Annotated in this window: 25 protein-coding genes and 1 tRNA gene; 18 read left to right on the top strand and 8 right to left on the bottom strand. The window is 70.0% G+C overall.

Going from position 1 to position 20,609, the window contains the following annotated elements:
• Window positions 1-12 precede the first annotated feature (12 nt).
• Both cobF and ACIBX3_RS42525 read left to right on the top strand, forming a co-directional pair.
• Window positions 13-780 (top strand): precorrin-6A synthase (deacetylating), encoded by a 768-nt coding sequence (gene cobF, locus ACIBX3_RS42530; protein WP_397126279.1) that lies wholly within the window; start codon window positions 13-15, stop codon window positions 778-780.
• 10 nt (window positions 781-790) lie between these two features.
• Complete coding sequence (locus ACIBX3_RS42525; RefSeq protein WP_397126277.1) at window positions 791-1,300, top strand: O-acetyl-ADP-ribose deacetylase; 510 nt, start codon at window positions 791-793, stop codon at window positions 1,298-1,300.
• A gap of 32 nt (window positions 1,301-1,332) precedes the next feature.
• Here ACIBX3_RS42525 and ACIBX3_RS42520 read toward each other — a convergent pair whose 3' ends face one another.
• Both ACIBX3_RS42520 and ACIBX3_RS42515 read right to left on the bottom strand, forming a co-directional pair.
• Complete coding sequence (locus ACIBX3_RS42520; RefSeq protein WP_397126276.1) at window positions 1,333-2,124, bottom strand: class I SAM-dependent methyltransferase; 792 nt, start codon at window positions 2,122-2,124, stop codon at window positions 1,333-1,335.
• Window positions 2,121-2,861, bottom strand: coding sequence for an SDR family NAD(P)-dependent oxidoreductase (locus ACIBX3_RS42515; RefSeq protein WP_397126275.1), 741 nt, complete (start codon window positions 2,859-2,861; stop codon window positions 2,121-2,123). Before ACIBX3_RS42515 ends, ACIBX3_RS42520 begins: the two co-directional genes overlap by 4 nt.
• Before the next feature lie 173 nt (window positions 2,862-3,034).
• Here ACIBX3_RS42515 and mshA point away from each other — a divergent pair, with 173 nt between their 5' ends.
• From mshA to ACIBX3_RS42500, 3 genes are read left to right on the top strand one after another with little or no spacing between them, the layout of a single operon-like run.
• Window positions 3,035-4,273, top strand: a complete 1,239-nt coding sequence (mshA, locus tag ACIBX3_RS42510; protein ID WP_397126358.1) for a D-inositol-3-phosphate glycosyltransferase — start codon at window positions 3,035-3,037, stop codon at window positions 4,271-4,273.
• Window positions 4,274-4,284: 11 nt separating this feature from the next.
• A complete protein-coding gene (locus ACIBX3_RS42505) occupies window positions 4,285-4,764 on the top strand; it encodes a YbjN domain-containing protein (protein ID WP_397126274.1) in 480 nt (159 codons plus the stop codon).
• An 18-nt stretch (window positions 4,765-4,782) separates the two neighbouring features.
• Window positions 4,783-5,526 carry a phosphoglyceromutase gene (locus ACIBX3_RS42500; protein WP_397126273.1) on the top strand — a complete coding sequence of 248 codons (744 nt, stop codon included), beginning with the start codon at window positions 4,783-4,785 and terminating at the stop codon, window positions 5,524-5,526.
• A 311-nt stretch (window positions 5,527-5,837) separates the two neighbouring features.
• Here ACIBX3_RS42500 and ACIBX3_RS42495 read toward each other — a convergent pair whose 3' ends face one another.
• On the bottom strand, window positions 5,838-6,647 hold the full coding sequence (locus tag ACIBX3_RS42495; RefSeq protein ID WP_397126272.1) for an alpha/beta fold hydrolase: 810 nt from the start codon (window positions 6,645-6,647) through the stop codon (window positions 5,838-5,840).
• A 78-nt stretch (window positions 6,648-6,725) separates the two neighbouring features.
• Complete coding sequence (gene phoU / locus ACIBX3_RS42490; RefSeq protein WP_397126271.1) at window positions 6,726-7,370, bottom strand: phosphate signaling complex protein PhoU; 645 nt, start codon at window positions 7,368-7,370, stop codon at window positions 6,726-6,728.
• A gap of 124 nt (window positions 7,371-7,494) precedes the next feature.
• Between phoU and ACIBX3_RS42485 the strand changes: the two genes are divergently transcribed.
• Together ACIBX3_RS42485 and ACIBX3_RS42480 are read left to right on the top strand one after the other, a co-directional pair.
• On the top strand, window positions 7,495-8,679 hold the full coding sequence (locus ACIBX3_RS42485) for a sensor histidine kinase (RefSeq protein WP_397126270.1): 1,185 nt from the start codon (window positions 7,495-7,497) through the stop codon (window positions 8,677-8,679).
• Window positions 8,680-8,742: 63 nt separating this feature from the next.
• Complete coding sequence (locus ACIBX3_RS42480; protein WP_397126269.1) at window positions 8,743-9,435, top strand: winged helix-turn-helix domain-containing protein; 693 nt, start codon at window positions 8,743-8,745, stop codon at window positions 9,433-9,435.
• 56 nt (window positions 9,436-9,491) lie between these two features.
• Here ACIBX3_RS42480 and ACIBX3_RS42475 read toward each other — a convergent pair whose 3' ends face one another.
• Window positions 9,492-10,103 carry a copper chaperone PCu(A)C gene (locus tag ACIBX3_RS42475; protein WP_397126268.1) on the bottom strand — a complete coding sequence of 204 codons (612 nt, stop codon included), beginning with the start codon at window positions 10,101-10,103 and terminating at the stop codon, window positions 9,492-9,494.
• A gap of 213 nt (window positions 10,104-10,316) precedes the next feature.
• Here ACIBX3_RS42475 and ACIBX3_RS42470 point away from each other — a divergent pair, with 213 nt between their 5' ends.
• From ACIBX3_RS42470 to ACIBX3_RS42455, 4 genes are all read left to right on the top strand, one after another.
• The gene (locus tag ACIBX3_RS42470) at window positions 10,317-10,799 is read left to right on the top strand and encodes a CarD family transcriptional regulator (RefSeq protein ID WP_043624891.1); all 483 of its coding nucleotides are present in this window, start codon (window positions 10,317-10,319) and stop codon (window positions 10,797-10,799) included.
• Window positions 10,800-10,816: 17 nt separating this feature from the next.
• Entirely contained in the window at window positions 10,817-11,290 is a 474-nt protein-coding gene (gene ispF, locus ACIBX3_RS42465; RefSeq protein ID WP_397126267.1) for a 2-C-methyl-D-erythritol 2,4-cyclodiphosphate synthase, read from the top strand.
• 186 nt (window positions 11,291-11,476) lie between these two features.
• The gene (locus tag ACIBX3_RS42460; RefSeq protein ID WP_397126266.1) at window positions 11,477-11,764 is read left to right on the top strand and encodes a GlsB/YeaQ/YmgE family stress response membrane protein; all 288 of its coding nucleotides are present in this window, start codon (window positions 11,477-11,479) and stop codon (window positions 11,762-11,764) included.
• Window positions 11,765-11,862: 98 nt separating this feature from the next.
• Complete coding sequence (locus tag ACIBX3_RS42455; RefSeq protein WP_397126264.1) at window positions 11,863-12,132, top strand: GlsB/YeaQ/YmgE family stress response membrane protein; 270 nt, start codon at window positions 11,863-11,865, stop codon at window positions 12,130-12,132.
• A gap of 67 nt (window positions 12,133-12,199) precedes the next feature.
• Here the strand turns inward: ACIBX3_RS42455 and ACIBX3_RS42450 are convergent, their stop codons facing one another.
• On the bottom strand, window positions 12,200-13,591 hold the full coding sequence (locus ACIBX3_RS42450; RefSeq protein WP_397126263.1) for a DUF2637 domain-containing protein: 1,392 nt from the start codon (window positions 13,589-13,591) through the stop codon (window positions 12,200-12,202).
• A gap of 53 nt (window positions 13,592-13,644) precedes the next feature.
• Here ACIBX3_RS42450 and ACIBX3_RS42445 point away from each other — a divergent pair, with 53 nt between their 5' ends.
• From ACIBX3_RS42445 to ACIBX3_RS42430, 4 genes are all read left to right on the top strand, one after another.
• Window positions 13,645-14,031, top strand: a complete 387-nt coding sequence (locus ACIBX3_RS42445; RefSeq protein WP_397126262.1) for a PPOX class F420-dependent oxidoreductase — start codon at window positions 13,645-13,647, stop codon at window positions 14,029-14,031.
• Between the two features lie 43 nt (window positions 14,032-14,074).
• Window positions 14,075-15,466, top strand: a complete 1,392-nt coding sequence (gene cysS / locus ACIBX3_RS42440; protein WP_397126261.1) for a cysteine--tRNA ligase — start codon at window positions 14,075-14,077, stop codon at window positions 15,464-15,466.
• A 198-nt stretch (window positions 15,467-15,664) separates the two neighbouring features.
• Window positions 15,665-16,393, top strand: coding sequence for a LuxR C-terminal-related transcriptional regulator (locus ACIBX3_RS42435; RefSeq protein ID WP_397126260.1), 729 nt, complete (start codon window positions 15,665-15,667; stop codon window positions 16,391-16,393).
• Window positions 16,394-16,472: 79 nt separating this feature from the next.
• Entirely contained in the window at window positions 16,473-17,000 is a 528-nt protein-coding gene (locus ACIBX3_RS42430) for a hypothetical protein (RefSeq protein WP_397126259.1), read from the top strand.
• A gap of 9 nt (window positions 17,001-17,009) precedes the next feature.
• On the opposite strand, the gene ACIBX3_RS42425 is transcribed toward ACIBX3_RS42430, so the two are convergent.
• Entirely contained in the window at window positions 17,010-17,177 is a 168-nt protein-coding gene (locus ACIBX3_RS42425; RefSeq protein ID WP_397126258.1) for a hypothetical protein, read from the bottom strand.
• Window positions 17,178-18,280: 1,103 nt separating this feature from the next.
• Window positions 18,281-18,838, bottom strand: coding sequence for an RNA polymerase sigma factor (locus tag ACIBX3_RS42420; RefSeq protein ID WP_397126257.1), 558 nt, complete (start codon window positions 18,836-18,838; stop codon window positions 18,281-18,283).
• A 222-nt stretch (window positions 18,839-19,060) separates the two neighbouring features.
• On the opposite strand from ACIBX3_RS42420, the gene ACIBX3_RS42415 reads away from it, so the two are divergent.
• From ACIBX3_RS42415 to ACIBX3_RS42405, 3 genes are all read left to right on the top strand, one after another.
• Window positions 19,061-19,462 (top strand): hypothetical protein, encoded by a 402-nt coding sequence (locus ACIBX3_RS42415; RefSeq protein WP_397126256.1) that lies wholly within the window; start codon window positions 19,061-19,063, stop codon window positions 19,460-19,462.
• A gap of 54 nt (window positions 19,463-19,516) precedes the next feature.
• Window positions 19,517-20,479, top strand: a complete 963-nt coding sequence (gene rlmB / locus ACIBX3_RS42410; RefSeq protein WP_397126254.1) for a 23S rRNA (guanosine(2251)-2'-O)-methyltransferase RlmB — start codon at window positions 19,517-19,519, stop codon at window positions 20,477-20,479.
• A 20-nt stretch (window positions 20,480-20,499) separates the two neighbouring features.
• A tRNA-Thr gene (locus ACIBX3_RS42405) sits at window positions 20,500-20,572 on the top strand.
• Window positions 20,573-20,609: the final 37 nt, after the last annotated feature.

The following is a 20,609-nucleotide window of genomic DNA, read 5'->3' as shown; positions in this document are numbered from 1 at the left end:
TCTGGCAGACTCATGCGGGTGAAGCGGCTACTCGTCATCGGCATCGGCGCCGGTGATCCCGACCATCTCACCCTCCAGGCGGCCAAGGCCATCGCCGCCGCCGACGTGTTCTTCATCGTCGACAAGGGCGAGGTCAAGCAGGACCTGATACGCCTCCGGCTGGACCTGATCGAGCGGCACGGCCGCCCGCCGTACCGGATCGCCGAGGCGCGCGACCCCGAGCGCGATCGCACCACCCCCGGCCCGGCCTATGCCGCCGCGGTCGAGGACTGGCGCTCCCGCCGCGCGCTGGCCTGCGAGTCGCTCATCCGCGACGAACTGGCCGAGGACCAGACCGGGGCGTTCCTGGTGTGGGGCGACCCCGGCGTGTACGACAGCACGCTGGCCATCGTCGAAGACATCCTGAGCCGCGGAAACGTCACCTTCGACTACGAGGTGATCCCCGGCATCAGCAGCGTGGCCGCGCTGACCGCCCGCCACCGCACCAGCCTCACCCAGGTCGGCAGGCCCGTGCACCTGACCACCGGCCGCCGCCTGGCCGAGGACGGCCCCACGGCCGACGACGTGGTGGTCATGCTGGACGCCCACTGCTCCTTCGCGGGCCTCGACGACTTCCACATCCACTGGGGCGCCTACCTGGGCACCCCCGACGAGATCCTGGTGTCCGGCCCGGTGGCCGAGGTCGGCGACCGCATCCGGGAGCTCCGCGCCGATGCCAGGGCCCGCAAGGGCTGGATCATGGACACGTACCTGCTGCGCCGCGTCCCTGACTCCGGCTAGGGTCGAAGTGATGGACATCACTCTGATCCAAGGCGACATCACCGAGCAGCAGGTGGACGCCATCGTGAACGCGGCCAACTCCTCGCTCATGGGTGGCGGGGGCGTGGACGGCGCGATCCACCGCCGCGGCGGGCCGGAGATCCTGGAGGATTGCAGGAAGTTGCGGGCCTCCCGCTACGGCAAGGGCCTGCCGACGGGCCAGGCGGTGGCGACGACGGCGGGCCGGCTTCCCGCCCGCTGGGTGATCCACACGGTGGGACCGGTCTACTCGAAGTCAGAGGACCGCTCGGCGCTGCTGGCCTCCTGCTACACGGAATCGCTACGCGTGGCCGACGAGCTGGAGGCCAGGTCGGTGGCCTTCCCCGCGATCTCGACCGGTGTCTACGGCTGGCCCATGGACGACGGGGCCCGCATCGCACTCGAGACGGTGCGGCAGGCGGACACGTCCGTCGAGGACGTCAGGTTCGTGCTCTTCGACAGCGCGGCCTACGCGGTGTTCGAGGCGCGGCTGAACGGCTAGCGGGACGACCACCGGCCAGTACGGCTCAACGCCTAGCGAGGATCGACCGCCGACCAGGGCAGTGTCAGCTCGCCGAGCCGCCACCTGGCCGGCCCGCCCAGCGGCGGCCGCGTCGGCACGGGCCAGGAGCCCGCCAGCGCCTGTACGGCCGCCAGCCACCGCTGCCGGGCCCCGTGCGCGCCGTAGGGCGCGCTGACCGCCCAGGCGCGGTCGAAGTCCCGCAGAAACGCATGGATCCGCTCGCCCGGGACATTCCGGTGGATGAGCGTCTTGGGCAGCCGGTCGGCCAGGTCGGAGGGCTGCTCGAAGGCGTCGAACCGGGCGGAGAACGTGATCGTCTCGGGCCCGCCGGACGACAGCCCCACCCAGACCGCCCGCCGCCCGTTCTCCGACGACGTCCCCTCGACCAGCACGCCATAAGGCGCCAGCCGGCCGCGCAGCACCTCCCAGTAGTGCCAGGCCTCCGACTCGGTGTACTGGCGCAGCACGTTGAACGCCCGGACCAGCACCGGCGGCCGGGACACGGGCAGCTCGAAGCCGCCGAGCCGGAAGCTCAGCCCCTCCCGCTCGTACGGCTTCGCCAGCGCCACCCTGGCCGGGTCGATCTCGATCCCCACCACCTCGACGCCGTGCGAGACCCGGCGCAGCCGGGTGAACAGCTCCAGCGTCGTGGCGTGCGAGGCTCCGTAGCCCAGGTCCACCACCAGCGGCCGGTCGACCGCCCGCAGCCGCCGCCCATGCACGGCCGCGATCCAGCGGTCGCAGCGCCGCAGCCGGTTGTGGGCGGTCGTTCCCCGCGTGACCGACCCGATGGGCCTGGTCACGTGACGCGGTGCACCTTGTGCTGTGCGGCCTGGGCGCGGGGGCGGATGATCATGCGGTCGACGTTCACGTGCGCGGGCCGCGTCACGCACCACGCGATGGCGTCGGCCACGTCGTCCGAGGTCAGCGGATCGGGCACGCCCTCGTACAAGCGGGCCGCGGCCGCCTCGTCCCCGCGGAACCTGTTGACCGCGAACCCTTCGCTCTTCACCATGCCCGGCGCGATCTCGACGACCCGCACCGGCTGCCCGACCAGCTCCAGCCGGAGCGTCTCGGTCATGGACGTCTGGGCGTGCTTGGCCGCGCAGTAGCCGCCCCCGCCCTCGTACGACACCAGTCCCGCCGTGGAGGTCAGCATCACCAGCACGCCGTCGCCCGATTCGACGAGCTTGGGCAGCAGCGCCTGGGTCATGCGCAGCGAACCGAGCACGTTCACCGTGTACATCTGCTGCCAGTCCGCCAGCCGCCCGTCGGCGACCGTTTCCAGGCCGAGCGCGCCGCCGGCGTTGTTGACCAGCACGTCGCAGCGCTCCAGCGAGGCCGCCAGCGCGTCCACCGACTCCTGCGAGGTCACGTCCAGCGTCATCGCCCTGATCAGCGGCTCGTCCGCGGCCAGCTTGTCCAGCCGCTCGCGCCGCCGCGCGGCCGCCACCACCTCATAGCCCTCGGCGGCGAGCCGGCGCGCCGTCGCCTCGCCGATCCCGCTGCTCGCCCCGGTCACCACAGCCGTCTTCCGCATGCACCTCATCCTGCCAGTCCCGCCCCAATCTGGGTTCCCCGCCCAGCCCCACATGGTCCGGCCCAGGTTGTCACCGCCTGTCGGGAATGTCGGAAAAATTTCCATGGTTGTAACGCTCTTGGAGGTGGTGTCGAGTGAGGCGACGACGGGTCGGCCGGGTCGCGACCATCAGCATGCACACATCGCCGCTGGACCAGCCCGGAACGGGCGACGCCGGAGGCATGAACGTGTACATCGTCGAGTCCGCCAAGCGGCTCGCCCAGCTCGGCGTGGAGGTGGAGATCTTCACCCGCGCCACCGCCCGCGACCTGCCTCCCGTGGCCGAGCTCGCCCCAGGCGTCCTGGTGAGGCACCTGACCGCGGGCCCGTACGAGGAGATGGACCGCGCCGACCTGCCCGCGCAGCTGTGCGCGTTCCTGTCGGAGGTGCTGCGCACCGAGGCCATGTACGACCCGGGCCGCTACGACGTCATCCACTCCCACTACTGGCTGTCCGGCCAGGTCGGCTGGCTGGCCAAGGAACGCTGGGGCGTGCCGCTGGTGCACACCATGCACACCATGGCCAAGGTCAAGAACCTCCTGCTCGCCGAGGGCGACGAGCCGGAGCCGCACGCCCGCGTGGTCGGCGAGGAGCAGGTCGTGCAGATCGCCGACCGCCTCGTCGCCAACACCGCCGACGAGGCCCATGAGCTCATGGACCTGTACGCCGCCCCCGAGGACCGCGTCGCCGTCGTCAATCCCGGCGTCAACCTCACCGTCTTCCAGCCCGGCTCCCAGGCCGCCGCCCGGCACCGCCTCGGCCTGCCGCTGGGTGCGCACGTGCTGCTGTTCGTGGGACGCATCCAGCCGCTCAAGGCCCCCGACGTGCTGCTGCGCGCCACCTCCAGGATGCTCATCGAGGACCCGTCGCTGCGCGAGCGCCTGGTCGTGGCCTGCGTCGGCGGCCCGTCGGGCAACGGCCTGGCCCGGCCGTCCATCCTCGCGGAACTGGCGGTGGAGCTGGGCATCTCCGACGTCGTACGTCTCATTCCCCCGGCTCCGCAAAATGAGCTCGCCGACTGGTACCGGGCGGCGTCGGTGACCGTCGTGCCCTCCTACAGCGAGTCGTTCGGCCTCGTCGCCCTGGAATCGCAGGCCTGCGGCACGCCCGTGGCCGCGGCCGCCGTCGGCGGGCTGCGCACCGCCGTACGGGACGGCGTCTCGGGCGTGCTCGTGGACGGCCACGACCCCGCCGAATGGGCGCGGACGCTGGACCGCCTCATCATCTCGCCGCACTGGCGGGACCACCTCTCGCAGGGCGCCCGCACCCACGCCGCCGCCTTCGGCTGGCAGGCCACCTCCGCGCGCCTCATGGAGGTGTACGCGGCCGCGATCGCCAACCTGCACAAGACGCCCGTGGCGGTCAATCTGTAACGTGCACTTCTATGCGCGATGTCGTCGAAGCCGCGCTCGAGGCCGCGGACGTCTCCTATGACGAGCCGCGGCCCGGGGCGTTCCTGGTGAAACTCCCGGGGCAGCACAAGCTCGCCACGATGACCTGGCTGATCGTGGGCGAACGCGTGCTCCACGTCGAGGCGTTCTTCTGCCGCCAGCCCGACGAGAACCACACCGAGTTCTACCGGTGGCTGCTGGAGAAGAACGGCTCCATGTACGGGGTGCACTTCTCCCTCGACGCCGTCGGCGACGTCTACCTCGTGGGCCGGCTCCCGCTCGCCGCCGTCACCGACGAGGAGGTGGACCGGCTGCTGGGCTGCGTGCTGACGTACGCCGACGACTGGTTCGACCGGGCGCTCGAGCTGGGCTTCGCCTCGTCGATCAGGCGCGAGTGGGAGTGGCGGGCCAAGCGCGGTGAGTCGCTGGCCAATCTGCAGGCGTTCGCCCGCTTCGCCGACCCGGACCGCTGAATCCGTACCATTAGGCACATGGCGACTTTGGTGCTGCTACGGCACGGCGAGAGTGACTGGAACGCGAAGGGGCTGTTCACCGGCTGGGTGGACGTGAGCCTCTCGGCCAAGGGCGAGGACGAGGCCCGCCGCGGGGGCAAGCTGCTCCTGGACGCCGGGGCGCGCCCGGACATCGTCCACACCAGCCTCTTGACCAGGGCCATCCAGACGGCCCAGCTGGCTCTGGCGGAGGCGGACCTGCTCTGGCTGCCGGTGAAGCGCAGCTGGCGGCTCAACGAGCGCCACTACGGGGCGCTGCAGGGCAAGAACAAGGCGCAGACCCGCGAGGAGTTCGGCGACGAGCAGTTCATGCTGTGGCGCCGCTCGTACGACGTGCCGCCGCCCCCGATCGCCGACGACGACGAATACTCCCAGGCCGGCGACCCCCGCTACGCCCTGCTCCCGCCGGAGCTGATGCCGCGGACGGAGTGCCTGAAGGACGTGGTCGACCGCATGCTGCCGTACTGGTACGACGAGATCGTGCCGGACCTTGCGGTCGGTCGCACAGTCCTGGTGGCCGCGCACGGCAACTCGCTGCGGGCCCTGGTGAAGCACCTGGACGGCGTCAGCGACGAGGACATCGCCGGACTCAACATCCCGACGGGGATCCCGCTGCGCTACGAGCTGGACGCCGAGTTCCGCCCGCTGAAGCGCGGCGGCGAATACCTCGACCCCGAGGCCGCCAAGGCCGCCATCGAGGCTGTGGCCAACCAGGGCCGCTGAGCTCGTCGTGAAGGTCGCGGCCCTGCAGGCGGACCTGACATGCGCCGCCGCCGGCGCCCTCCCGCAGGCACTGCGACGGTGCGCGCGGGAGGGCGTCGAGCTGCTCGTCCTCCCCGAGTGCTACTTCGGCGGCCTGCACAGCTCGGCGGCGGTCGTCCGCGACGGCCGGGTCCTCGGCGTCAGGTCTCGCTCGACGTTCATCGCCCGGGCGGTGGAGCACGACTGCTGGGTGATCACAGCCGACGTGGCGGGAACGTCAGGCGAGCGGGTGGCTGAGCAGCGTCACAGGCCGAGCCACGGGCTGAGGCCGCTCAGCCCGCGAGCGCCTTCCTCAGCACGTCGGCGCACTCCGCGGGCCGCGCGAGGAATCCGCCGTGATCGCCGGGGAACTCCACCGGCGGCGTGCCGAGCCGCTCGGCCAGCACGGCCGACGTCCGGTACGTGATCAGGTTGCCCGACTCCACCCCGACGCCGACCAGCACCCGGGCCGGTCCGGCGGTCAGCTTGGCGACGTCGGGCACGTAGCGGGTGGTGCCGCGCAGCTCGTGCGCGAAGAAGCGGGCGCTGTTGGCCAGGTCCTGGGCCGACGGCTCCCCGGGCGGCCCGGCGGGTGCGCCCTCGGCCTCCATGTCGAAGCCCGCGCTGATCATGAACTTCATCCACGCCGCCCCGACGCCCTCCCGCTCGTGGGTCTCGATGATGTCCTCGACCACGGCCCGCCGCTCGGCGGCGTCGGGCAGCAGTTCCAGGACGGGAGGCTCGTGCGCGACCAGCGTACGCACCCGGCGCGGATGCCGCTCCACCAGCGCGAGCCCGGTCACCGCGCCGCCGCTGCTGCCGAACACGTCGGCCGACTCCGCGCCCAGGGCGTCCATGATGGCGGCGACGTCGTCGGCCCGCAGCTCGGGCGTGGAGTCCTGCCCGGGGTCGTCAAGGGTGCTGTTCGAGATGCCGCGCGGGTCGAGCGTGACCACGGTGTGGTCGCCCGCGAGCGCGTCGGCGAACGGCGCGAAGGCCTCGGCGTCCATCGGTGATCCGATGACGAACAGCAGCGGGCCCGCGCCGCGGACCTCGTAGTGCAGGCGCGCGCCGGGTACGTGAAGGGTGTGAGTGGTGGGCATGCCGGTCGTCCTTCCTGGAATGAGTCGTGCGCAGGTAGGACTCCCGGTGCCGGCCGGAATCGTCGCGGCCGGCGGAAATCATGCCGGCCGGGTGCCGGTCACCAGGTAGACGACGTCCTGAGCGACCCGTACCGCGTGGTCGGCGTACCGCTCGTAGTAGCGCCCGATGAGCGTGATGTCGATGGCCGCCTCCACCCCGTGCGGCCAGTCCTTGTCCAGGATGTTCCGGAACAACTTGCGGTGGAGCCGGTCCATCGCGTCGTCGTCCTGCTCCAGCTCCAGCGCCGACTCCACGTCCTTGGACGCCACGCAGCCGCCGGCCTTGGTGACGAGGGTCTCCGCGATCTGGCCCATCTCCAGGATCGTGGAGCGCATCTGTGCCGGGATCGCCGAGTCGGGGTGGCGCAGGCGGGCGACCTTGGCGACGTGGACGGCCAGGTCGCCCATGCGCTCCAGGTCGGTCCCCATGCGCAGTGCGGTGATGATGGTCCGCAGGTCCACCGCGACCGGTTGCTGCCTGGCCATCAGGTCGAAGATCGTCGACTCGACCTCGGCGAACGTCGCGTTCACCTCGTCGTCGCGGGAGATGACGCTTTCCGCGAGCGGGAGGTCCGAGTCGAGGAGGGCCGTGGTGGCACGGGAGATGGCCGACCGGACAAGCCTGGTCATCTCGACCAGCTTGTCGTTGAGCCCGTCGAGTTCTTCATGGTATGCGTCGCGCATGTCGTCACCGTACGGCCCGGTCGATGAACGAACTCCAACAGGTAAATGAACTTTCCAGGAAAGGGACGTTCATCCCCTGATGAGGGGGTCTGTCCCTGGGGAAGTGCCGCCTACCATCGGAGACATGAGTGAGTTGGCCATGAGCGTCGCGGCCTTGGCCGGGTTCGCCGTGGGGGCCCTGGCGGTCTTGTTCTACCGAAACCAGATCGAGGCTCCGAGCCGCATCGTCGAGACCGACGGCGTGGAGACCGGGGCGGCGCTGCCGCAGGGTGTCGCCTCCGTCCTCGCGGTGTTGCCCTCGTCGGCCGTGGTGCTCGACGCGCACGACCGCGTGCTGCGCGCCAGCTCGGCGGCGCGGGCGTTCGGGCTGGTCAAGGGCGAGCGGCTGATGGCCGCCGAACTGCTCGCGCTGGCCCGGCAGGTACGCCGCGACGGCGAGATCCGCGAGAGCGAGATCGACGTCGCCGGGCACAAGTTCGGCCAGGAAACCACCAACTTCGCCGTCCGCGTGGCGCCACTCGGCACTTACGGCCAGGTGCTGGTGCTCGCCGAGGACCAGACCGAGCGGCGCCGGGTCGAGGCCGTGCGCCGCGACTTCGTCGCCAATGTCAGCCACGAGCTGAAGACCCCGGTCGGCGCGCTGAGCCTGCTGGCCGAGACCATCCAGGACGCCGCCGACGACCCCGAGGCGGTGACCCGCTTCGCGGGCCGCATGCAGCACGAGGCGGCCCGGCTCAACTACCTGGTCCAGGACCTGATCACACTCAGCAGGATCCAGGGCGCCGAGCCCATCCCGACCCCGGGCCAGGTCTCGATCGACGAGGCCATCCACGACGCGATCGACCACTGCAACACCAAGGCCGCCGCCAAGGACATCGCGCTCGTCTCCGGCGGCGTCGAGGGCCTGCGCATCTGGGGCGACGACGAGCTGCTCGTCACCGCGCTGCGCAACCTGATCGACAACGCCGTCGCCTACAGCCCCGAGCACACGAGGGTGGTGGTCAGCGTCCGCCCCGCGAACGACTCCGTGGAGATCAGCGTCAGCGACCAGGGCATCGGCATCCCCGAGGAGGCGCTGGAACGCATCTTCGAGCGCTTCTTCCGCGTCGACGCGGCCAGATCCCGGGCGACCGGCGGCACCGGGCTCGGGCTCGCTATCGTCAAGCACGTCGCCGCGGCGCACGCCGGCGAGGTGTCCGTCTGGAGCAAGGAAGGTTCCGGCTCCACCTTCACGCTCCGCCTGCCCGCCTTCGGCGGCACGGCGGTGGCAGTACCACCCTCGATTCCCCTGGAGGCAGCCCGTGACTGAGCGGAGCGAAGGAACAATGAGACACATCACCCTTCGAGGCACGAGGCCGGCGAAGGAGGACTCATGACTCGAGTCCTTGTTGTCGAAGACGAGGAGTCCTTTTCCGACGCTCTCTCCTACATGCTGCGCAAGGAGGGCTTCGAGGTGTCGGTCGCGGCGACCGGGCCCGAGGCGCTCGACACGTTCGACCGCAATGGCGCTGATCTGGTGCTGCTCGACCTGATGCTGCCCGGTCTGCCCGGTACGGAGGTGTGCCGCTCCCTCCGGCAACGCTCCAAGGTTCCGGTGATCATGCTGACGGCCAAGGACAGCGAGATCGACAAGGTCGTGGGCCTGGAGCTGGGCGCCGACGACTACGTCACCAAGCCGTTCTCCTCACGTGAGCTGGTGGCCCGCATCAGGGCGGTGCTGCGCCGCCAGGGTGACGTCGTGGAGGAGCTGGAGACCGCGGTGCTGGCCGTCGGGCCGGTGCGCATGGACGTCGACCGGCACGTCGTGGCCGTGCGCGGGGAGCAGGTGCAGCTGCCGCTGAAGGAGTTCGAGCTGCTGGAGGTCCTGCTGCGCAACGCCGGCCGGGTGCTCACCCGTGGCCAGCTCATCGACCGCGTCTGGGGCGCCGACTACGTGGGCGACACCAAGACCCTGGACGTCCACGTGAAGCGCCTGCGCGCCAAGATCGAGGCCGACCCGTCCAACCCGCGCTGCATCCTCACCGTGCGCGGCCTGGGCTACAAGTTCGACGCGGTGGAAGACTGACGAACCCTTGTTCCGGTACGCGGTTCGCCGTACCGGAACAAGGGTTCTGCCATGTCTTAGTGAGACTCGTCCGCGTGCGCGGTCGGCGTCGGCGTCGCAGTGGGCGTGGGAGCCGGGGTGGCGCCCGGGGCCGGGGGGTAGGCCGCGAATTCGCGGCTGCGCGTGACCACAGGCACGTTCATGGACACGGTCCCGGCGTTGGCGAACGTGAGGTCCAGCTTGATGCTCTCGCCGCCCCTGAGGCTCTTGGGGATCGATTCGAGCATGAGCTGCGGGCTGGGCTTGCCGGTGTTGACGAGCTGGTTGCCGGGAAGCTGGATCGAGCCCGTGATCTTCACCGTGCCCATGGTCCCGGCGGAGACCGCTTTCAGGGTGTCGGGCGTGCCGGACGTGTTGAGGATGTTGAGGTAGATCGGGGCGGAGCCGCGCCACGGGAGCTGGGCCCCCGGGTCCGGGCCGAGAATGAACGCCTGTGGGATGTGAATGCCGCGAGTGCCGTAGGCGCCCTTATCGATCAAGACTTGCGCCTCGTTCGGGGCGTAGGGCTGGTTGGTGGTGGCATCGAATCCAGCCCCGCAGCCGGCCAGCACGGGGGCTGCCAAGAACGCGGCGGCTACGACAATCCAGCGACGGCTGGTCACGGGCGGGTTCTCCTTGGTCTTGCGCATGCGTGTAGGGCAGCGCCCACCATATCGACCTGAATCCATGGTCATATCCACACCCCCGCAGGTCATTCGCTATGTCCGGAAAGGAGATTCATAGAGTTGACCGATTGTCAAGCCCTAATATGCGGCCTTGACCTGCAGTTATGATGATTTCACTGTTCCGGGAGCCTGTGGATGCGTGGTACTCTGGAGTACAGCGGAAGGGGTACTTGTCACATGACTTTCCAGGTCGGCGACACTGTCGTCTACCCCCACCATGGGGCTGCTCGGATCGAAGCAATCACCAAGCGATCCATCAAGGGTGAGGAAAAGACCTACCTGGTGCTCAAGGTCGACAAGGGCGACCTTACCGTCCAGGTGCCAGCTGAAAACGCAGAACTCGTCGGTGTGCGCGATGTTGTCGGCCAGGAAGGCCTTGAGCGGGTTTTCGACGTCCTACGGATGCCGCACACGGAAGAGCCGACCAACTGGTCTCGTCGCTACAAGGCCAATCTGGAGAAGCTCGCGTCCGGCGATGTGAACAAGGTCGCCGAGGTCGTTCGGGACCTGTGGCGGAGGGACCGCGAGCGCGGGCTTTCCGCGGGCGAGAAGCGCATGCTCGCCAAGGCGCGGCAGATCCTGGTCAGTGAGTTGGCCCTGGCCGAGAAGACCAATGAGGACAAGGCGGAAGCCCTGCTCGACGAGGTTCTCAACTCCTGAGCGCGAATTTTCCACGGGTGGGCGTCGGAGTCGACGTCCACCCGTTCGCTTCGGATGCCTCGGGGCGCGAGCTCAACCTGGCCGGGCTGCACTGGCCGGGCGAGATCGGGCTCGAGGGCCACTCTGACGGCGACGCCGCCGCGCACGCGGCGTGTGACGCCTTGTTGTCCGCGGCCGGTCTGGGCGACCTGGGCCTGCTGTTCGGCACGTCCGACCCGCGTTGGGCGGGCGCTCCGGGCACCGTGCTGCTCGAGGAGACCGCGCGCCAGGTGCGCGCCGCGGGCTACGAGATCGGCAACGTGGCCATCCAGGTGATCGGCAACCGCCCCAAGTTGGCGCCGCGCCGTACGGAGGCCGAGAAGGCGCTCAGCGCCGCTCTGGGAGCGCCCGTGAGCGTCTCCGCCACCACCACCGACGGGCTGGGGCTGACTGGCCGCGGGGAGGGCATCGCGGCGATCGCGACCGCGTTGGTAGTCAACCTTTCCGCATAGCCGGGCGTCTTCTTTGCGGGATGCGTGAGGGTGTCCTGGCGGGTCGTCGCCTTAGCCCGCCTAGTTCGGAGGCGGCGGTTCGTCACTGGCGCGGTACGGGCCGCCGCCTTCCCTAATGGGTTGTTTGTCTGGTTCGGCGGGTAGTTCTCCCCAAGACATGTGGAACGTCTTCGGGGGGAGCTACACATGATCGGCGCGATTGTTTCCGCAGTCGTCATCGGCGCCATCGTCGGTGCGCTGGCCAGGATGCTGGTGCCCGGAAAGCAGAACATGTCCATCGGCCTGACCCTCGTGGTCGGCATCGTGGCAGCGCTGATCGGTACGCTGATCGCGCACGCGTTCGGCTGGGCCGACACGCGGGGGATCGACTGGATCGAGCACATACTCCAGCTCGCGCTCGCGATCGTAGGTGTGCTCCTCGTGACCAGAATGGGCATGGGGCGCGCCGGACGCACCCGTGGAACAACTCCCTGACCTGGTCGTACGTAAAGACGACGCATAATCGTCGTAGATCGGGTAGCGAACCTCCTCGTGGGAGTGAACCGCTCGCTCTCGCGGGGAGGTTTCATGTCATGACAATCCAATCCATCCTTGGCGCCATCGTGATTGGCGCCGTGATTGGCGCAATCGGTCGCCTGCTGCTTCCCGGCAGGCAGGCCATCGGGTGGATCCTCACCATCGTCGTCGGCATCGTGGCCGCCCTCCTTGGCACGCTGCTCGCGCAGGTGCTGGGTGTGGAGACGACGCCCGGTATCGACTGGATCGAGCTGGTGATGCAGGTGGTGCTGGCGATTGTCGGTGTCGGCCTGGTCGCCGGGCTCCGGCGGGGTACCAGCGTCTAGACGGAATACATCGGCATACATCGGCCCGCCCGGAAGAACTTCCGGGCGGGCCTTTCGTCACTCGTCGTCAGTCCTCCGGCGGGCGCGGAGTGCTGCGCAGGCGGCCCGACGGGGCCGGGGTGTCGTCGTGGATCACCGGGTGCGGGGCGGTGTCCGCTAACTCGTCCTCACTGCGGTCGTCGGCTCGTCCGGCCGCCTGGCGCTCCGTGGTGTCGGCGGACTCGGGGCCGTGGACCGGGTCGGGGACCTCGTCCGCGTAGACGGGGTGCGGCTGGGTGTCGGCGTCCCGGTCGTCGGGGCGCGGGTGGACGAGGACGTCGGTCGGCTTGACCCGATCGCCCCAGCGGACGGGGCGGGTCTTCGGCTCGGGAGCGGGACGCGGCTCCTCCGCGTCCTGGGGGGCGGCGGGCTCCGGGACGTCCTGGAGCCCGGGGACGTCCTGGACGGGCTCGTGGGCTGAATCCCGGCCCCGTGCGGGCTCTTCGGGGGTCTCCGCGTAGGGCTGGACGGCCTCTGAGAGCTCCTGGGACTCCTCGTAGAGGCGGGCGGTCACGTGGACCGGGGTGGTCCCGTGGACCGGCTCCTGGGCGTCCGCCGGCTCCTGCTCGGGCTCCTGGGGGCGGGAAGGCTCCGGGACGGGCGCTGGGGAACGGCCAGGCCCCGGCACGGGCGCTGGGGAACGGGCGGGCTCATGCGCCTGCTCCTGGGATGGAGCGGATTCGTAGGCCTGCTCCTCGGCGCGCCATTCGGCCACCTGTGCGGAGATCGGCGCGTCGTGGGCGGGAGCCGGCGGGTCGTGGGCGGGAACCCGTGGCCCGTCTCCTGGGACGTGCGTCTCCTGGGGCCGGATCGGCGGCTCGTGCGCCGGCACCGGAGGCGTCTCCGGGGCGGCGGTGGGGCCGACGAGCGGCGTGGACTCCATCACCGGCGCGGGCGCCCCGGTGACCAGAGGGGGCGGCGTCTCGGCCGGCCGGCCACGATGGAACGGCACGATGTCGGGCTCGGCCGTGCCGTCGTCCTCTCCGCCGTCAGGGCCCCGGTGGGCCTGCACGTGCTTGATCAGCAGCAGCCAGAGCCACAGCGCCACGGCCAGCATGACCCAGGGCGCCAGGGCCACGCCCACGGCCGCCTGCCGCACGTCGAACACGAACCGCACCGCCGTGGCCGCGTTCACCGCCGCGGCGGCCACGATGAGCAGGACGAGCACGAGCGCCGCCTGCAGGCGTACCAGCAACCGAGCGGTGCGCAGCAGCAGCACGCCGATCAGCGCGACCACGAGAAGGGCGTCGAAGGCCGCCGGATAGAGGAAAGCGAGATCCTGCCTGGCCTCGCCGGTGAGGGCCAGCGCACGCAGGTCGTCGAAGGAGAGCGCGCACGCGGCCCCGGCAAGGGCGGCGACCGCGAGCCCCGCCAGGGCGATGCCCAGGCGTCGGAGCACAGAGGGGGGAGTCACGTCCATGGCGGTTTCGAGCCTACAGAAGAATGGGATCGAGAACCGATCAAGGGAGAGACATGGCCGAGCTGCCGGAAGAAGCACGCAAACTCCTCGACGCCCCGAACTTCGCCACGGTGACCAGCCTCAACCCCGACGGCGGCCCGCAGTCGACGGTGGTGTGGATCCGCACGGACGGCGAGGACGTGCTCTTCTCGACCGCGAAGGGCCGCAGGAAGCCGCGTAACTTCGAGCGCGACCCGCGGGTGAGCCTGCTGGTCATCGACCCTGACGACCCGTACCGGTACGTGGAGGTGCGCGGGCGCGCGACCATGACGCCCGACCCCGAGGGCGCGCTCATCGAGGAGCTCTCGCAGAAGTACCGGGGCCAGTCATGGGAGGACAAGCCGGGCGTCGAACGGCTGATTGTCCGGATCCGGCCGGACAGGGTCACGTTGCGGAGCTGATTTGTCGACGTAATGACGCCGTACACGCGTTAACCTTGCGTTCGTGAGCCTGCACATCTACGACACCAGCACGCGCGCCATCCGTGAATTCGTTCCGGTCGAAGCCGGCCGGGCGTCGATTTACCTGTGTGGGGCCACGGTGCAGGCTCCTCCGCATATCGGGCATATCCGCTCGGGCGTGAATTTCGACGTGCTCCGGCGCTGGCTGGCGCGTTCCGGATATGACGTGATGTTCTGCCGCAACGTCACGGACATCGACGACAAGATCATCAGGGTCGCGGCCGGGGAGGGCGTGCCCTGGTTCGTGGTGGCCGAGCGCAACCAGCGGGCCTTCACGTGGGCGTACGACACTCTGGGCTGCCTGCCGCCGACGGTCGAGCCGCGGGCGACGGGGCACGTGCCTGAGATGATCACGCTGATGCAGCGGCTGATCGACCGCGGGCACGCATACGCCTCCGGCGGCGACGTCTACTTCGGCGTCCAGTCCTATGCCGACCGCTACGGCTCGCTCTCCAACCAGAAGGTGGAGAACATGCGGGCCGCGGCCGACACCGACGACGAGTCCTGCAAGCGCGACCCGCGCGACTTCGCCCTCTGGAAGGGCGAGAAGCCGGGCGAGCCGACCTGGCCGACCCCGTGGGGTCCCGGGCGTCCCGGCTGGCACCTGGAGTGCTCGGCCATGGCGACGAAATATCTCGGGCCGACGTTCGACATCCACGGCGGCGGGATCGACCTGATCTTCCCGCACCACGAGAACGAGATCGCCCAGTCCCAGGCGGCCGGCGACGGGTTCGCGCGCTACTGGATGCACAACGGGATGCTCAAGATCGGCACGGAGAAGATGAGCAAGTCGCTCGGCAACTCCCTGCTGATTCCCGAGATGGTGCAGAAGGTGCGCCCCGTCGAGCTGCGTTACTACCTGGCGGCGCCGCATTACCGCTCCTCGATCGACTACTCCGAGGAGGCGCTGCTGGAGGCGGCGGCCGCCTACCAGCGCATCGAGGGCTTCGTGACGCGCGCCGCCGAGGTGATCCACGACGTGGACGCGGACGCGCCGTTGCCGCAGGCGTTCGTCGACGCGCTCGACGACGACCTCGGCACGCCGCAGGCGCTGGCGGTCGTGCACGAGGTGGTGCGCGAGGGCAACGTGGCGCTGTCGCGGGGCGACAAGGAGGCCGTGGCGCGACTGCTGGCGGAGACGCAGAACATGCTGGACGTCCTCGGCCTCGACCCGCGCTCGCCACAGTGGCGGGGAGCCGGTTCGGACCTGGCGCCGGTGGTGGACGCGCTGGTGGCGGTGGCGCTGGAGCAGCGGAAGGCGGCTCGGGCGCGCAAGGACTACGAGGCGGCCGACGCGATCAGGAACCAGCTGGCGGCGGCGGGCATCACGGTGGAGGACACGCCGCAGGGGCCGCGCTGGGAGCTGGCCCGCTAGCCCTGTGCTTGGTCCGGTCCCGGTCGGGGCGGTCACCCCGCGTTGTTCGGTTGTGCGCGGAGACCGCCCGGCCGGCCTCCCGTCCCGCTTCCACGTGCGCGGGGAAGCGCGCGGCCACGGCGGTCAGCGCAGAATGCCGCACTTGGCAGAACCCACATCACCCGTGGGTGAGGGCGGCGCGATCGGCTAAGGAGGCTTGTGGACGAGAGTGTGTCGCTGGCTCGGCTCGTCCATCGTCTGGAAGAGGTGGTGGGCGAGCTTCGAGGCATCCCCGTCGACGTCGAGCGGGTGGATGACGACGCGCTCGTCCGGCAGCAGATCGCGCAGGTCGTTCCCGCGGCCGGCGAGTTGCGCGCCATGCACCCCTTGTACCCGACGGCGGAGAAGAGCGCCGAGGAACGGGAAACCAGGCGCAGGGTGCTCGACGCCCTGGAGCGCGGGATGAAGATGCGCACGATCGTTCACGTGAGCGTGATGGACGACCCTCGCAAGGCGGGCCGGGTCAGGCGGCTGCATGCCGCCGGTGACCTGCACCGGGTCGTCGACGAGCCGATTCAGCAGGTGCTCATCTTCGATCGCGCTGTGGCGTTCCTTCGGATGACCCCCTTCGCTTACGCGCCCGGGACCCTGGTGATCAGGCAGCAGAGTCTCCTCACCGCCCTCATCGACCTGTTCGAGCAGACCTGGGCCGGGGCCAGGGAGGTCGACGCGCCGACGCACAAGCTGAGCGCCCGCGAGCGCGAGGTGCTCGCCCTGATTGCGGAGGGCCGCTCCAACAGCGCCGTCGCCCGTGCCCTGTCGATCACGGAGGCAGCCGTCGGCAAGCACGTGGCCAGCGTGTTCACCAAGCTCGACCTGCCCGAGACCCCTGACGACAACCGGCGGGTGCTGGCGGTGCTCGCCTATCTGCGCGGCATGGTGAGGTAGTGCCAGACCGACCATGTTCTCGCCCCAGCCCCCATGCGGACGGAATCCGGGGCGGAGTTCAATGAACGTCATGCAACGAATGACCGGATTACTCGTTGGCGCGATCTTCGGCGCGGTTTTCGTCGTCGTCAACGCGCACAGCCCGCTGAACACCGTGACCGGCAACGTCCTGCGGGTGGCCGCCTGCCTGGCGGCCGCGAGCGTCATCGCCATGTGGTTCCTCACCGCCCGAAAGGAGAAGCCCTCAGCGGGCTCGCGGCCCAACATGTACAGCCGCGGCTATCTGATCATCGTCGCCGCTGAGGCGGTCCTGCTCTTCGGCGGCATCAGGGTGCTCGCCGCCTGGGACCGACCCGAGCAGACCAATGTGGCATGGGTGGCGTTCGTGGTCGGTGTGCACTTCATCGCGTTGGCGCCGGTCTGGAAGGACTGGGGAATCGCGGTACCCGGTGTGATTCTCACCCTGCTCGGGGTCGCCGGTCTCGTCATGGCATCGACGGCCGTCGTCGCCTGGGTGCCTCTCGTCAGCGGCGTGCTGTCCGGGGTGGTGCTCCTGATGGGGGCCGTCGCCTTCGGCTGGCGCGCCATGACGGCTCGAACGGCGTAGGCGCTGCCGTCACGCGTCCGGCGCCTCGGTGAGCAGTCCGGCTTGCCGGGGCCAGTCGCCGCCGTCGAGGCCCAGCCCGACCGCTTCGGCTCCGGCCTCGGCATACGCGGCCAGGCGCTCGGCCACCTGCGCGGTGCTGCCGCTGACCGCTACGGCCTCCGCTTCCTCGGGTGACATGTGGTCCACGTCAACCAAGGAACGGACAAAACCCTCCTTGGCCCCCGCCGTTTTCGCCCGCCTGGAGGGCATGACCGCCTACGGAGATCCATGGGACCGGCCGCCTCAGCTCGTCCGCGATCTCACGCAGGCGTGCCGCTTTCCCCGCGAGGGCCTGCGGGGTGATGAGGGAGGGCGCCCAGCCGTCGCCGTAGAGCACGGCGCGGCGCATGGCGGCCTCGGAGTTCCGCCGATGAGGATGGGCGGTGCCGGAGCCGCCGGCGCCAGGACCACGTTCTCCAGTCCCTCCTCTCCCTGGATGAGACGCGGCAGGACCTCCTGCGCGGCGTCGGCACGCCGTCCCCGCTCTCCCCGGCCGCGGGGCGCCGGCCGCCGGCCAGAACGGCGATCCGGGGAAGCCACCGATGCCGACGCCGAGCACCACCCGGTTGCCCGACAGATACTGCAGGGTCTAAATCTGCGCGGCGACCACGCCGTCGGGCGGAGGCGAAGGGTGAGGACGCCGAACTCCAGCTTGATCTCGCTGGTAACGGCCGCGACCGCCGCTAGGACGAGGGTGGGGTCGAACCCTGGCGTGCCGTCGCCGATGATGAGGTCCCGGGTGCCGACGGCGTGGTAGCCGAAGGTCTCGAGGTGGCTGGGCCCTTTACGACCTCCAGCCCGCATACGCCGTCCGTACACGACCGTCGCAGCCGTCCCATGGAGATCGTCTGTGCCAGCCCGATCACCCAGCAGGTCGGGCACCCGCGAAAGGCCGGCACCCCGACCGCCAGGAGCAGCAGGCTGACCGGGCCCACCACCGGGACGAGCGCGACCGAGGCGATCAGCGCGCCGAACCCCACGAAACCGCGTACGAGATGCCGTGGCACTGACGCGCTGGCGAAACTCCGACCGTTCGTCACCGCAACCTCCCGCACGCGAACGTCACCATCTTCGAGAATCGCCGTCCGGCCACCACAAGGCCCGGGAACGGCCGTTCGGACACCACCAGCCTCGGGAACGGCCGTTCGGACACCACCAGCCTCGGGAACGGCCGTTCGGATACCACCAGCCTCGGGAACGGCCGTTTGCGCAGCACTATGCCGCCTTGTGGAAACCGCGGATCAGATGTCGGCATCGAGATCTCCCCCTACCGGATCCGACAGCCGGCGCTGCACCGCCGCACGAGCACGATGCAGCCGCGACTTCATCGCCGCGGTGCTCAAACCCAGCGCGTCGGCGACCATCCGCCCACTGATCCCCTGCACGTCCCGCATGATCAGCACTTGCCGCTGGTCGGCAGGCAGCGCCGCGATGGCCGCCGCCACCCGGGCCGCCTCCAGCCGCTGGAACATTTCCTCCTCGGCCGACGGCACGGGGGCCGCCGAGCGCGTCGGATGGGGCCGCACCAGCAACCGGGCGCGCCGGATGCACTCGTTGCGAATGATCCGGAACATCCACGAAGCCAACGCTCCGGAGGCGCGCAACGTCCCGATCTTGCGGTACAGGACGATCAGCGCCTCCTGCGCGGCGTCCTCGGCGTCCTCCGGCGTGGCGCACACCGAACGCGCGAGCCGCTGCATGTGCGGATGCGCCCCCGACACCAGCGCGGCGATCGACTCGGCGTCACCATCCCGCGCGGCGGCGATCAGCCGCTCGTCCGACCACGCCGTGTCAGCCACGTTCACGCCCCCTCCGGCGCAGCACGACGACACTACACGTGCAGATGAGCACGGCAGCGACGGCAACGGCGATCCCTACGACCACGACGACCTCCATGTGCGGTGTCACCGGCGGTGTTGCCGGGACATGTATGAGAGGCACCGAGGCCGCAGAAGGATTCATGGACGGCAGGCGCGGCGACACAGACGCCGGCGGGAGCCTCTGAGGCCCCGGAGAACGGCATGTGCGTGCGTGCGCGTCCGGTGTCCGGAATGCGCTCCGCGGCACCTCTCACGCCGTCGCCGCTGAACACCTCTTCCGTTCGCGTGCATCGTCTTGTCCGTTGTCGTTGCCGCCCTGACGGACGGGCGGTCCTGGGCTTGAAGGCCTGCTTCGCCGTGATAGAAACCGACGACGAGGTCCTGGTGGACATGACGGCCGGACGTACGACTCTCGCGGAGGCGATCAGAGAACACCGCGCGCAGGCCAGTGGCGACCCGTACATCCTGGTCAGGCTGCTGGGCTTGTCCCGCATACGAACGCCACGCGTCACGGGACATTCGGCATCCGGTATCGACATCAAGCGGCATAACGGCGTATTCGTGAGCCTGTCGCACCGTACCCCGGAAGATCGCGGACGATGACAGGTAATGGCGACGTGGGCTGAGCTGCCTGACGGCCCGAGTACCCTTGATTCCATGGCAGCAGGGGGTAGGGCATCGGGCAGGCCCGCGAAGAAGAAGGGCCCGTCCAAGGGCACCGGGGGACAGGGACGCCGGTCGCTCCAGGGCAAGGGCGCGACTCCACCTGCCGAAATGCGCCACTGGTACAAAGACAAGGCGCGCACACAGCGCATCGACCGCGAGGAGCGCACCGGCGAGCGTCGTGCAGCACCGGCCAGGCAACGCCGTTCGGAGGACGCCCCGGAGCACATCGGCGGCCGCAACCCCGTACTCGAGGCCCTGCAGGCCGGCGTGCCGGCCAGCGCTCTCTACATCGCCCAGCGCATGGAAAGCGACGACCGCGTACGCGACTCCATCAAGATCGCGGCAGCGCGCGGCATCGCCCTGCTCGAGGTCACCCGCGAAAAGCTCGACCGCCTGACGGAGGGCGGCGTCCACCAGGGAATCGCCCTCCAGATCCCGGCCTACGACTACGCTCACCCCTCGGAGCTGGTGGAGCTCGCCCAGGAGGCGGCCGAGGTCCCCCTGATCGTCGCCCTGGACTCCGTCACCGACCCGCGCAACCTGGGCGCCATCGCCCGTTCGGCCACCGCCTTCGGCGCCCACGGCCTCCTCATCCCGTCCCGCCGCTCCGCCGGTGTGACGGGAGGCGCGTGGAAGACCTCCGCCGGCACCCTGGCCACCCTCCGCGTCGCCCGCGCCGCCAACCTGACGGCGGCACTGCGGGAATACCGCGACGCGGGCCTGTTCATCATCGGCCTCGACGGCTCTGGCGAAACCGACATCGCCGACATCGAACTCCTGGCCGAGCCCGCGGTGATCGTCGTGGGCTCGGAAGGCAAGGGCCTTTCCCGCCTGGTCCGCGAGCACTGCGACGCGCTGGCCCGCATCCCGATGCGCGCAGCGGCGGAATCGCTCAACGCGGGCGTTGCGGCGGGAGTGGCGCTGTACGAAGTCGCTCGTCACAGGCGTCTCTAGCGTCTACACTGATAGGCCGCGCCGACGTAGCTCAATCGGCAGAGCATCTGTCTTGTAAACAGAAGGTTTGGGGTTCGATTCCCCACGTCGGCTCTGCAACCGAAAGGCCCCTGAGCAGGCATTATGCCGT

Source organism: Nonomuraea sp. NPDC049480, assembly GCF_044465905.1.
GTDB lineage: Bacteria > Actinomycetota > Actinomycetes > Streptosporangiales > Streptosporangiaceae > Nonomuraea.
This window is presented reverse-complemented; position numbering and strand designations above follow the sequence as displayed.